Raw genomic sequence first — 12859 nt, forward strand, 5'->3', positions numbered from 1 at the left:
ACAACTGCTGGGACCCTTGTGGTTTCGATCTCTGCAGGAGCAAGTTCGAGGGCGCGGACGAGAAGCGACAACACAGTTGGCGCTGATTACGGTGCTCTACCTGGGCTATCGCGCCGGACGGATCTTTGCCGCCGGCCAGGAATCACGAGCATTCTCCAACGCCCACGCTCTCGTGGACTTCGAGCGCGGAATGCATTTACCGAACGAAGCGTCACTGAATGCCTTCCTCACGCATTCCGATACCCTCGCGAGATTTGCGAACGGATACTACGCGAGCGTGCATTTCCCTTTTGCAATTGCCACACTGCTGTGGTTGTGGGTATATCGCGCGCAGTACTACACATGGGTCCGAAATGTCATGGCTGCCTTGACCGCAACGGCGGTTGTGATCCACGTGCTGGTCCCGCTTGCACCCCCGCGAATGCTGCCCGATCTCGGTTTCGTCGACCTCGCCACCCGATACGGGCAATCGGTCTACGGACCTCCAGACACAGATACCCTCTCGAACCAGTTCGCCGCGATGCCGTCGCTGCACATTGGATGGGCGCTGTTGCTGTCCATCGCACTGTTCCTGGCAATACGGTCTCGATGGCGTTGGGCCGTTCTCGCCCACCCGGTTGTGACTACATTTGTGGTGATCGCCACCGCAAATCACTATTGGTTGGACGGATTGGTCGCGACCCTCATCATGGTCATAGCGATGGCTTTCCTGACTTCCACCTTTCCTCGTCGCAACAGAGCCGATACCACGGGAGGGAGATGACGCCACTGAATTTGCTGTCACACAGTGCTGTTCACAGCGACAACAGAAGGGGAACAGTGGTCAGCTCAACCACGTATTGCCGAAGAGCAGAATCCCGTCCGCACTCGGGGTCACTCCGTGGACGTTCTCGCGCCACGGGATGAAGACCTTGCCGGAGTTGACCACGGCCATCGGCGCCGTCTCGTTGACCACTGTCTGAATATCGTCGATGACGGCTCGCCGTTCATCCTCGCCCGACGCTGTTTGCAGCTTGCCGAGCAACTCGTCCATCCGAGCGTTCTTGTAGCCGAGGATGTTCGACGGAGATTCGCTGAACAGATTGCCGTACATGCGCACGAAGGGTGACTCTTCCAGCACGTTGAACGCGAAGTAGGACACGTCGTAGTCGTGTTTTGCATACAGCATGGAAATCAAATCGTTGATGCTGGTCGCGTAGGTGATGTCGACCGTGAAACCCACTGCCTGCAAGAGCGACTGAAACGTCAGCGCGCTGCGTTGCGTCGCCGGATCGTTCATTCCGACGTATGTCAGTTTTCCGTCGTAGCCGTCGGCCTTCGCCTCGGCCAGATACTTCTTCGCGGCCTCGGGATCGAAGCCGTTTCCGGCCACCGAACCGTGCCACTGCGACCACGACGCGAACATGTCGGTGCCGGGTTCACCGAAGCCGCCTTGAACTCGCTCGTTGAACGTAGTCGGGTCCACCGCAGCGACAATCGCCTTACGCACACGCTCGTCTTTCGCTGCCCGATCGTCGCGCTGATTGATTGCCAGCACTCCGGCCATGCTGGCCGAGTACACGAATCCGGGATCGCCGGCTTCGAAAGCCTCGTGAATGAAATCGGGTGACTTCAAATAAGCAACCTGAATTCCGTCGGTGTGCAAGCCCTCGAGTTTGCTCTTTTCGTTGACGATTGCGGGAAAGCGCAACTTCTCGAGGTACGGCGCACCGTCCCAGTACGTCGGACGGGCCGTGAGCACCAATTCGTCCTGGGAAGCGAACTTCTCGACTGTGAACGGACCCGCTCCGACCGGGGTGAACGTACCGGTAGCCATCGACGAGGGTGCGACGATCATGCCGGGACCGGTGGTGAACATGATCGGGAACTCGTCCCACGGCTGAGCCAATGTGAAGACAACCGTACTCGGATCCGATGAATTCATCTCACGCACAGCGGTCTTCCACACCAGCGCGTGAGTACCCTTCTTCTGCAGATAGTGATCGATGCTCCACACGACTGCAGCGCTGTCCATCGGCGTGCCGTCACTGAAGGTGACACCGTCACGCAACTTCAATGTCCACACCGTGTTGTCGTCATTGGCCGACAAGGACTGTGCCAAGTGCGGAACATATTCGCCCGCCGCGGTATCGAATCGCATCAGAAGGTCGTATATGGCTGCCATTTCGCTACCACCGGTAGCGCCGCCGTCCTGACGGTCAGCCGGATCGAGACTGCTGATCCCGTTGTACGTGGCAAACGACACCGTGCCACCCGAGCGTGGCTCTCCCCCGTCGTTCTGGTCACCGACAACTCCGACTGTCACGTCCGATGCATCCGTCGTCGTACCTTGGCTGCTACCCGCGCACCCGGTCACCACCAGTGTCGCCGACGCCAGGACAACCATCCAGATTCGAGCGCGAGCTCGGCACGAGCGCTTCATTGTGACTCACTTTCACAGTTCACGGACGCGTCGATCCTTGAAACCGACACCCGACAGATTTGTAAGTGAATTCTAGGTAAGGACCAATCCTGCGTCCTTGTTTTCGTAAAGCTGAAGCGACAATTCGAATCTGGGGCGACAGAAACAAGACACGAATTCTAGAACCTTCTGAATCGGATCCGCCGACATCTCGACATGCGCCGCACCCAGAGGAAACTCGTCGCCACTTGCGCCACGACGGCTCAGGGCTGTCGCCGAATTGCCGGGTTTCCAAGTTTCGCGAGAACATCCACAATCTAGTACACACATTTATCAACCGTGAGCCACGCTAGGGTTAGGCCATGAATGAGCGAACAACCGATGACCAACCAACCGTCGGCGAGCTCAACTTCTGGTCGTTCATCGAACTGGCCAACAAACGACTGGCCACCGAACACGGCTTTCGCGACCAGCTGGCCACCGAGGTGCTCTTGACGCTCAATCGGGCCTCGAACGTGGTCACCTACGATCTCGAGTCGTCGATCCACCGTCCTCGCGGCTGGTCATGGTCGTCGTTCCGACTGTTGTTCGTCACCTGGCTGGCCGGTCCGATCGAGCCGAAGGCTGCCGCCGAACTCACCGGGATGAGCCGGGCCGCCGTCTCCAATCTGTCCAAGTCGCTACTGGCAGATGGGCTGATCGATCGCCGCCCCACCGAGAACGACGGACGCTCAGTCCAGCTGTACCTGACCGACAAAGGCCGAGAAGCCATGGTCGAAGCGTTTCGCGAGCAGAACGAACGCGAACACGCCTGGGTCAGCGTCCTGAGCGAGGCCGAACAGCGCATCCTTGTCATGCTCCTGGACAAACTGATCACCAACCGCAGCCAGTTCGACGTGCGCGGACGTAACTGACATAGACCCGAACCCCCCTGGAGGGTTGCGCCCATCACATCATTTTAGTTAATGTATTTACTATCTGGTGGAGGTGAGCCAGGCAGAACAGCACAGAAGGAGCCCCGTCATGGCGTTCTATCGACAACTCGGCAACATCCCACCGAAGCGTCACACCCAACACCGTGACGAGTCCGGCAACCTCTACTACGAAGAGCTGATGGGCGAGGAAGGTTTCTCCTCGGATTCTTCGTTGCTCTACCACCGCGAGATCCCGTCGGCCATCGTCGACGCAACAGTCTGGGAACTGCGCGATCAGAGCACAACCCCCAACCATCCCCTCAAACCGCGCCATCTGAAACTCCACACACTGTTTCCCGAAAGCACCTGGAACGAGACCGACGTGGTAACGGGCCGTCGTCTCGTCCTCGGCAATGCCGACGTGCGCCTGTCCTACGTCGTTGCGGCAGCGCCATCTCCCCTGTACCGCAACGCAATCGGCGACGAGATGGTCTACATCGAATCTGGCGAGGCGACCGTCGAAACTGTCTTCGGCACACTCGAGGCCCGTGAAGGTGACTACGTCCTGATCCCGATGTCCACAACGCATCGATGGATCCCCAAGGGTGACAAACCACTTCGCGGCTACACCATCGAAGCGAACAGTCACATCGTCCCGCCCAAGCGCTATCTGTCCCGCTTCGGCCAGCTACTCGAGAACGCACCGTTCTGTGAACGAGACCTGCACGGACCGACCGCGCCCATGATCGCCGAAGGCACCGACATCGAGGTACTGGTCAAGCACCGTACGTCGGCGGGCATCGTCGGCACCCGAATGGTTTATCCCACGCACCCTTTCGATGTCGTCGGTTGGGACGGATGCCTGTACCCGTACACCTTCAACATCTCCGACTACGAGCCGATCACGGGCCGTGTTCACCAGCCGCCGCCGGCGCACCAGGCCTTCGAGGGGAACAACTTCGTGATCTGCAACTTCGTGCCTCGCAAGGTCGACTACCACCCCCTGTCGATCCCGGTGCCGTACTACCACTCCAACGTCGACTCCGACGAGATCATGTTCTACTGCGGCGGTGATTACGAGGCCCGTAAGGGTTCCGGCATCGGACAGGGTTCGATTTCGATTCATCCCGGTGGCCACGCCCACGGCCCACAACCCGGAGCGTACGAGCGAAGCATCGGCGCCGAGTTCTTCGACGAGTTGGCCGTGATGGTCGATACGTTCCGGCCGCTCGAATTGGGTGAGGGAGCCTTGGCGTGCGAAGACGAAGCCTACGCGTGGAGTTGGGCGGGGCGGGGGCCGCAGCAATGACAATCGTCTCTGCCCTCCTGAGCGGCCTGTGCGACGACGCAGCACTCTTCCCACCCGGCAATGCCCCTCTGGCCGAGGCAGTTCCGGCCCACGCCGCCTACCTGCAGGCAGATTACGACGCACTGGTGGGGCCCTTCGTATTCCCCGCGCCTCGACTGAGCGAACTGGCTGAGTACGTCTCAGCGGACAGCCCAGTGACGCTGAGCCTGACCGTGCCGGCCGGTCCAGCCGATACCGCGGCCGCGCTGTCGAACGCGCTCGCCATCCCCGGCGTTCGCGTCACCGCCGTCGAAGTGGGAATTCCTGACGGGCTGGAGACCGATGCCGCGTTCGCGGAGCTCGCCCGTGTCCATGCCGCTCATCCCGACGTCGCTATTTTTGTCGAGGTGCCCCGAGGCGGCCGGCGCGCCGACTATCTCACGGCTCTCGAAACCGCAGGGTATTCCGCGAAGTTTCGCACCGGAGGCATTGTCGCCGAGGCGTACCCGAACGAGGACGAACTCGCCGATGCGCTGATTTCCGTCGTCCGAGCGAATATCCCGTTCAAGGCGACTGCGGGACTGCACCACGGTGTGCGCAACACCGATCCCGAGACAGGCTTCGAACAGCACGGCTTCCTCAACATCATGGTGGCCGTCGACGCTGCGAGGCGGGGCGCCGATCGTTCTGAAGTTGTTGCTGCACTGGCGCAGCGCGATGGCGAGTCGATCGCACGGGCACTGGCCGACCTGACCGAAGACGAGGCAGGCGAGGTGCGTCGCCGATTCCTCTCGTTCGGTACCTGCAGCATCTCGGACCCTCTGACCGAGCTGGAAGGCCTCGGATTGATCGTCCGCTCCGACAAAACCGAAGGAACTCTCGTATGACCGTCACGACCATCGACATTCCCGCCGACTCACTGTTCGGTCTCGACAATCTGCCGTACGGGGTCTTCTCCCCCGCAGGCGGGTCACCACGCGTCGGCGTGCGGGTCGCCGACTCGGTCGTCGATCTCGCAGCGACACTGGGTGATTCCGTCTTCGCCGAACCAACCCTGAATGCATTCATGGCTCAGGGCCGAGATCAGTGGGTTTCGGTGCGGAACCGGATCACGGAGCTCGTGACCGGCGAAATAGACTCGGATGCCGTGTTTTCCGTCGACTCGGTGACCCTGCACTTGCCGATCGCGGTGGCCGACTACGTCGACTTCTACGCCTCGGAGAATCACGCAACCAACCTCGGACGGTTGTTCCGCCCGGACGCCGCCCCCTTGATGCCGAATTGGAAGCACCTTCCCGTCGGATACCACGGACGGTCGAGCACCATCGTCGTCTCCGGCACCGGTATCGTTCGCCCCTGCGGACAGCGGAAGGCACCCGATCAGGAAAGCCCGGACTTCGGACCTTCGCGTCGCCTCGACATCGAAGCCGAGATGGGATTCATCGTCGGAACTCCCTCGAAGATGGGCGATTCCATCACCCCGGACGAATTTGCCGAGCACGTCTTCGGCGCCGTCGTCGTGAACGACTGGTCTGCCCGAGACATCCAGGCGTGGGAGTACGTGCCCCTCGGTCCGAATCTGGGGAAGAGTTTCGCGACGTCCATCTCTCCGTGGGTTGTTCCGTTGCTCGCGCTCGAAGCAGCCCGAATCGACACTCCAGTGCAGGATCCCGAACCGCTTTCCTACCTGCGCGGTGAAGAGAAGTGGGGCCTGGACATAGATCTGGCCGTGGAGTGGAACGGCCACGTCGTTTCGCGACCTCCGTACGCCCAGATGTACTGGTCGCCCGCGCAGATGCTCGCGCACACCACCATCAACGGCGCAGCGGCGAGCACGGGCGATCTCTTTGCGTCCGGAACCATTTCCGGGCCGGACAAGGATCAGCGCGGCGCCTTCATCGAACTGACCTGGGGCGGAAAAGAACCCGTTGCAGTTGGCTCCGAGACTCGCACGTTCCTCGAGGACGGCGACACCATCTCCATCTCGGCCACCGCTCCCGGGGTCGGCGGTTCACGCATCGGCTTCGGCAATGTTCACGCGCGGATCCTGCCGGCAACGCAAACTGGAAGATAACGATTGACAACTGTTTGATTCACGCTGATCTGATGTCCGGAATTCCTTGCCTCACGATTCTCCGAAGATAAGCTGGACTAACCATCCAGAGCGATCGAGAGTCCTGGCTCCCTGACGTCGCAGCAACCCCCTCTACTGAGGTGCGGGTGCTTTCCGCCAGGTCCGATGGAGGACTCGTGCCAGGCGATCGACCCCGTACCTCGGTGGGGACACCTGCTGTCATCGTGATCGTGGGCGGTGGTCCCCGTGGTACCGGTGTACTCGAACGGATCCTCGCTCACGAATCGGTGAACACTGACCCCGCACCGATCGACATTCACGTCGTCGACCCGTATCCGGCAGGCGCCGGCCGCATTTGGCGAGGCAGCCAGGCGCCGCTCCTGTGGATGAATTCGACAACCGCTGACGTCACGATGTTCACCGACGACACCACCGCGGTCACCGGTCCGGTAGTACCCGGCCCGACGCTCGCGGAATGGGTCGCCGAGAACGCGGCTGAGCTTGCCGAATTGCCCGAGATCGCGGCAGAAGTTCCGACTGTCACGCCGTCGTCGTTCGCATCGAGGTCATTGCAGAGCCGATACCTGAACTGGGTGTTCGAGACTGCAGTCGACTCTGCGCCAGCGCACGTCGACGTTCAGGTTCATCGACGATCCGTGGTCGACATCGTGAACGTCGGCAAGATGCAGAAGGTTCATCTGGACGACGGAGTTGTCATCGACGCGACGGCCGTCCTCCTCGCACAGGGGCACCCCGATGCGTTGGCTGCTCCGCGTGAAACCGCGCTGAGCAGCTTTGCGTCCGACCACGGGTTGACCTACGTAGGTCCGGGATACACCGCCGACCTCGACGCCGATGTCATTCCCGAACGCGAACCGGTTCTGATCGCCGGACTCGGGCTGGCTTTCATCGACTGGATGGTTCTCCTCGCCGAGAGCCGTGGCGGCATCTTCGAACGCGGTGAAGACGGCGTCCTGACTTACGCTCCCTCGGGTCGAGAACCCCTGTTGTATGCCGGATCTCGTCGCGGCGTGCCGTATCACTCCAAGATTTCGTACTCGATCGCTGACGCGCGGCCACCGCTACCGCGGTTCTTCACTGCTGATCTTGTGCCCGGCGACGGACCGTTGGATTTCCGAAACGACATCTGGCCCTTGGCGTCGAAAGAACTGGCAGGCGCCCACTATCACGAACTGTTCGCGTCGCACCCGGATCGAACGGTGGGTACCTGGGAGGAGTTCGACGCCGAATTCGCCTCGCTGGCTTGGGGATCGCCTCGATTGCAGGAACTGGTCGAGAACGCAGTTCCGAAACCGGAAGACCGTATCGATCTCGAGCGACTGAACCGCCCGCTCGGCGGTGAGCGCTACGACGGACTCGCCGACGTCCAACTCAGGATCACCGAATACATCTCGGCAGACGTCGCACGCCGGTCGGACCCGTATTTCAGTGCCGACGCAGCTGTCTTCTCAGCGTTGCTGTCGACGTACATGACCGTCGGAGAATTGTTGCGGCGCGGCAGAATCCCGGCCGAATCCGTCGCCAAGGACGTCGAGGGTTGGCTGCATTCGTTCTTCAGCTTCATTGCCAGTGGTCCGCCACCCGAGCGTCTGGAACAGTTGACCGCCCTCAACGAGGCCGGCATCGTGCAATTCCTGGGGCCGGATTCAGTGTTCTCCACCGAGATCGATCCGGCAACGGGAGTCGGGATCTTTGTAGCCCGCAGTGCGTCTCACACCGATATCGTGGCCGCGAACACCCTCGTCGAGGCACGATTGCCGGTCGCTTCCATCAGTGCGAGCGGCGACGCGCTCCTGCGGACACTTCACGGCCGGGGCGAGGCAGTCGAACTTCGTGCCACCGCCGACAGTTCTGCGAAGCTCGCGGTCGACGGCACATCGCGAATTCTGCATCAGGACAACACCAGTCATCCTCGCCGTTTTGCTGCCGGGCCGTGGGTTGCGGGCCACAACTGGTCGGCGGCGTTCCCTCGCCCGCGCACCAATGCGGGGTTTTTCCGGCACAACGACGCCTTGGCGGCGGAGATTTTGGGCGCTGCGCGCCTGTGCCCCTCTTAGCTGAACACCAACTCACCCTCGTCAACCGCGACGGTGATGCTGCCGCCCTCTTCGAGGAGATCGTCGAGCAGCATGTCGGCGATCTTGTCGTCGACCACACGCTGGATCGAACGACGCAACGGGCGAGCCCCGAACTCGGGTTGATGCCCGTGCTCGGCGATCCAGTCCACTGCGTCGGCGGTGAACTCGATGTCGATGCCCTTGGACTGCAACCGCTTCCGACTGTCGTCGAGCAGCAGATCAGTGATCCGGTGCAGTTGCTCGGTGTCGAGCTTGCGGAAGATCACGATCTCGTCGATACGGTTGAGGAACTCCGGCCGCATCGATTCGCGCAACCTGGCCATCACGCGGTCGCGCAGCGGCTTCTCCGCCGACTCTGCATCGCCTGTGGTGAAGCCGAGTCCACCGGACTTGCTCGAGATGATGTCGGAGCCGAGGTTGCTGGTCATGATCACGACGGTGTTCTTGAAGTCCACCGTGCGCCCCTGGCCGTCGGTCAGACGCCCGTCGTCGAGCACCTGGAGCAAGGTGTTGAACACGTCCGGGTGTGCCTTTTCGATCTCGTCGAGAAGGATCACCGAGTACGGGTTACGACGCACCTGCTCCGTGAGCTGTCCCGCCTCGCCGTAGCCGACGTATCCGGGAGGGGCACCGACCAGTCGGCTGACCGTGTGGCGTTCCCCGAACTCACTCATGTCGAAACGCAGCATCTTGTTCTCGTCACCGAAGAGTGTGGCAGCCAGAGCTTTTGCGAGCTCCGTCTTGCCGACACCGGTAGGCCCGAGGAACAGGAAGCTGCCGACGGGACGATCCGGATCACTCATTCCGGTCCGACTACGACGCACGGCGCGCGCGATGGCGCGGACGGCGTCGTCCTGTCCGATGACACGACCGTGCAGTTCCTCTTCCAGACGGCGCAGACGATCTTTCTCTGCCTGAGTCATCTGGCTGGCCGGAATACCCGTTGCACGAGCGACAACGTCGGCGATCTGTTCAGCGGTCACGTCCGGAGTTTCCTCGGAAGGAACAGAGGATCCTGCCTTCTCGAGACGCTTTGCGACGCCGTTGATCTCGTCACGCAAGGTCGACGCCTTCTCGTACAACTCGTCGGCGACGGCTTTTTCCTTGTCGCTCTCGAGCTGCTCGAGACGCTGCTGCAGGGCAGCGGTGTCTACCGTGGCCGTCTTCAGACGGAGCCTGGCACCGGCCTGGTCGATCAGGTCGATTGCCTTGTCCGGCAGGAACCTGTCGCCGATGTAACGTGCCGACAGCTCCACCGCAGCGGTGATCGCCTCGTCGGTGTAGTGGACCTTGTGGTGATCCTCGTAGCGACTGCGCAATCCACTCAAGATGGCGATCGCGTCCTCGATCGACGGCTCACCGACCTGTACCGGCTGGAAGCGCCGTTCGAGCGCGGGATCCTTCTCGATGTTCTTGCGGTATTCGTCGAGCGTGGTGGCACCGACGATGTGCAGTTCACCGCGAGCGAGCTTGGGCTTGAGGATGTTTCCGGCATCCATCGCGCCTTCGGCTCCGCCGCCGGCACCTGCGATGGTGTGCATCTCGTCGATGAAGACGATCAGCTCGTCCTTGTGTGCGGTGATCTCGTCGATCACCTTGGTGAGCCGTTCCTCGAAGTCGCCGCGGTAGCGGGTACCCGAGACCATGCTCGAGAGTTCGAGCTGGACGATCTTCTTACCCACCAACGATTCCGGCACGTCCCCGTCGACGATGCGCTGCGCCAATCCTTCGACGATGGCAGTTTTGCCGACGCCGGCCTCACCCACCAGGACCGGGTTGTTCTTGGTGCGGCGGGAGAGGATCTCGATGGTCTGTTCGATCTCGTCGGCACGGCCGATCACCGGATCGACGCCGCCGTTGCGGGCACGATCGGTCAGATCGACGCCGTACTTGTCGAGCGTCGGGGTGCTGGACTCGTCTTCGACTGGACCGGACGCGGGATTCTGAACCGCGGCCTGCAGCTTCTCCGGCGTGATACCGGCCGAAGCGAGCAGACGACCCGGAACATGATCGGGGTCACCGGCTAGTGCGATGAAGAGATGTTCGGGGTCGATGTACGTCGATCCCAGGGCTCGGGCCAGTTGATGCGCCTCGAGGAGAGCCGTTTTGACGGCGCTGCTGAGCGCGGGAGCGGAGTATGCGCCCTGCTCACGGCCCTGTGGTAGCCGCAGGTCGACGGCGTCGACCACGGATTTCGGGTCGGCTCCGGCGCGCTGCATGAGCGTGCGGACCGGATCCTGCTCCGCCATGACGCGGAGAACGTGCAGTGCATCGAGATCCGAATCACCGCGAGCAGCCGCTACGCGTGCAGCGTCAGCCATGAGTTGCTGGGTGGCCCTGCTCATGAGCCGGGAAATATCGATGCGACCGGGACCCTCGGGCCCGAAGAATGCTGGCATTCCGAAGCCTCCTTGCAGAAAGTTGAGCGTTACTGACTCAATTAACGTGCATGGGGCCCGATCAATTCCCGAGGGCTCAGATTTGTTTCAACGCCTTCAGACGGACGATCGTTCTCAACTACCGAAAGATCCGGTAGAACGACCTACCGGGTACGCCTCGATGTGCATGATCACCGATCCCTCGCAGGGACCACTCTTGATGTCGGTCCGCCACGAACCTTTCAGACTGCCATCGGGCTGCGGTGTGTAGTACGCGTCCGAGTGCGCCGGCGCCCACACCTTCGGCATTCCCTCACCCTGGTAGCAATCCCACTCCCAGTCATACGGATGCACCCAACTGGTTCCGTCCCAGGTGTATCGAGCCGGCTGCGGCAAAGTCGGATTGGCGGGAGCCGGCCCGCCGACCACGGTGGCAACACAAACTCCGCCCGAGCAGTCCGTCTCGAACGTGTATGTATCGGAGAAATCCGGCTCCCACTGGCTGGCGGCCAGACTCGTACCCGTCTTGGTCGCGGCGAAGCGCTTGAGCGAGTAATCACCGGACCAATTCGCATCCGCAGCCCCCGCGGGCATCGCCCCGGCGACAAACCACGTAGCAACGAGAGCAACCACCAGCAATGACTTTCGCATGCGTGAAGTGAATCACAAGCTATGTCCGAATTGTCGGATACTGACCACAAGAACACCGACGACGATCAGCACCAGCGCCACCAACGGCAACGCTCCCGCATCTCTGTCCGCCAAGATCAGCCCGCCCACGACGCCGCCCGCTGCGATCGCCGAATTGAAGATCGTCACGAATACCGATTGCGCAGTGTCCACAGCGTCGCCCGTCGTATCCGCGAGCGCAGTCTGAAGGAGAGTGGGAGCACCTCCGAATGCCACGCCCCACACCGCGACGCTGAGTGCGATCACTGCGAAGCTGTCACCGCCGACGCCCAAGCCGGTCAAAGCTGCTGCAAAGACCACCAAGCTCAGGACGGTGAGCCTTCGAAGCGCCCGGTCGACGAACACCCCGACCACACCGATGCCCGCGAAGGCGAAAAGTCCGAACACGAACAACACGGTCCCCAACCGATCGCCGAAACCGATGCGATCCAGAAACGCCGCCAGATACGTGTACACGATGTTGTGCGCGAGGATCCACAAGAACGCGACAAGCAGAATCGGTCGTACGCCTGGCAGGACCAGGACTTTCCGCACCGACAGCTGTCGATCCGCGTGTTGCCCGGGAAAGTCCGGCATCACCGTGAGTATCCACACGACCAGAAGTAGCGCAGCAACCGACATCACGGCGAAGACGACACGCCAATCGGCCAAGGTCCCGAGCCATGCCCCCATCGGAACGCCGATAGCCAGCGCGATCGGCTGTCCGACGGAGGCAACCGCAACGGCCCGCCCCTGCAGACGAGGGGGCGCCATCCTGCGTGCGTACCCGGCAAGCAACCCCCACACCACACCTGCTGCCATGCCCGCCAGAAACCGAACACCCAAGGTGAGAACAAGATTCGACGACAGCGAATCCAACAGTCGCCGACACCAGGACAGCACGTCGTCGCAATCCTCGGGTCAATGCGATCAGTGGTACCGCCCCGACGACGGAGCCCAACGCGTATGCAGTGACCAATTGCCCGGCGCCGGAGACAGATACGGACAGTCCTGACCCGATCTGCACCAGTAGTCC

At 61.7% G+C, this 12859-nt stretch carries 10 protein-coding genes; 6 read left to right on the plus strand and 4 right to left on the minus strand.

Features of this window, described 5'->3' with window-relative positions; translation table 11 throughout:
- The first annotated feature begins 76 nt into the window (after positions 1-76).
- Positions 77-763 (plus strand): phosphatase PAP2 family protein, encoded by a 687-nt coding sequence (locus DBV08_RS12580; protein WP_166809291.1) that lies wholly within the window; start codon positions 77-79, stop codon positions 761-763.
- 60 nt (positions 764-823) lie between these two features.
- On the opposite strand, the gene DBV08_RS12585 is transcribed toward DBV08_RS12580, so the two are convergent.
- On the minus strand, positions 824-2422 hold the full coding sequence (locus DBV08_RS12585) for an ABC transporter substrate-binding protein (RefSeq protein ID WP_124567628.1): 1599 nt from the start codon (positions 2420-2422) through the stop codon (positions 824-826).
- Between the two features lie 341 nt (positions 2423-2763).
- On the opposite strand from DBV08_RS12585, the gene DBV08_RS12590 reads away from it, so the two are divergent.
- The 5 genes from DBV08_RS12590 to DBV08_RS12610 all read left to right on the plus strand — a co-directional run bounded on the left by DBV08_RS12590 (position 2764) and on the right by DBV08_RS12610 (position 8755).
- Complete coding sequence (locus tag DBV08_RS12590; RefSeq protein WP_124567629.1) at positions 2764-3315, plus strand: MarR family winged helix-turn-helix transcriptional regulator; 552 nt, start codon at positions 2764-2766, stop codon at positions 3313-3315.
- A 109-nt stretch (positions 3316-3424) separates the two neighbouring features.
- Positions 3425-4624: a homogentisate 1,2-dioxygenase gene (locus DBV08_RS12595; protein ID WP_124567630.1), complete on the plus strand. Its 1200-nt coding sequence runs from the start codon at positions 3425-3427 to the stop codon at positions 4622-4624.
- Positions 4621-5490, plus strand: coding sequence for a hypothetical protein (locus DBV08_RS12600; RefSeq protein ID WP_124567631.1), 870 nt, complete (start codon positions 4621-4623; stop codon positions 5488-5490). Before DBV08_RS12595 ends, DBV08_RS12600 begins: the two co-directional genes overlap by 4 nt.
- Positions 5487-6677 carry a fumarylacetoacetase gene (gene fahA / locus DBV08_RS12605; RefSeq protein ID WP_124567632.1) on the plus strand — a complete coding sequence of 397 codons (1191 nt, stop codon included), beginning with the start codon at positions 5487-5489 and terminating at the stop codon, positions 6675-6677. Before DBV08_RS12600 ends, fahA begins: the two co-directional genes overlap by 4 nt.
- A gap of 176 nt (positions 6678-6853) precedes the next feature.
- A complete protein-coding gene (locus tag DBV08_RS12610; protein ID WP_260395549.1) occupies positions 6854-8755 on the plus strand; it encodes an FAD/NAD(P)-binding domain-containing protein in 1902 nt (633 codons plus the stop codon).
- Here the strand turns inward: DBV08_RS12610 and DBV08_RS12615 are convergent.
- The 3 genes from DBV08_RS12615 to DBV08_RS12625 form a co-directional block, all read right to left on the minus strand.
- Entirely contained in the window at positions 8752-11175 is a 2424-nt protein-coding gene (locus DBV08_RS12615; protein ID WP_124567633.1) for an ATP-dependent Clp protease ATP-binding subunit, read from the minus strand. The two genes, DBV08_RS12610 and DBV08_RS12615, sit on opposite strands and share 4 nt — an antisense overlap.
- Before the next feature lie 114 nt (positions 11176-11289).
- Positions 11290-11805 (minus strand): hypothetical protein, encoded by a 516-nt coding sequence (locus DBV08_RS12620; RefSeq protein WP_095968754.1) that lies wholly within the window; start codon positions 11803-11805, stop codon positions 11290-11292.
- 12 nt (positions 11806-11817) lie between these two features.
- Positions 11818-12726, minus strand: coding sequence for an MFS transporter (locus DBV08_RS12625; protein ID WP_260395550.1), 909 nt, complete (start codon positions 12724-12726; stop codon positions 11818-11820).
- Positions 12727-12859 lie beyond the last annotated feature (133 nt).

Source organism: Rhodococcus sp. KBW08 (assembly GCF_003852455.1).
GTDB classification, from domain to species: domain Bacteria; phylum Actinomycetota; class Actinomycetes; order Mycobacteriales; family Mycobacteriaceae; genus Rhodococcus_F; species Rhodococcus_F baikonurensis.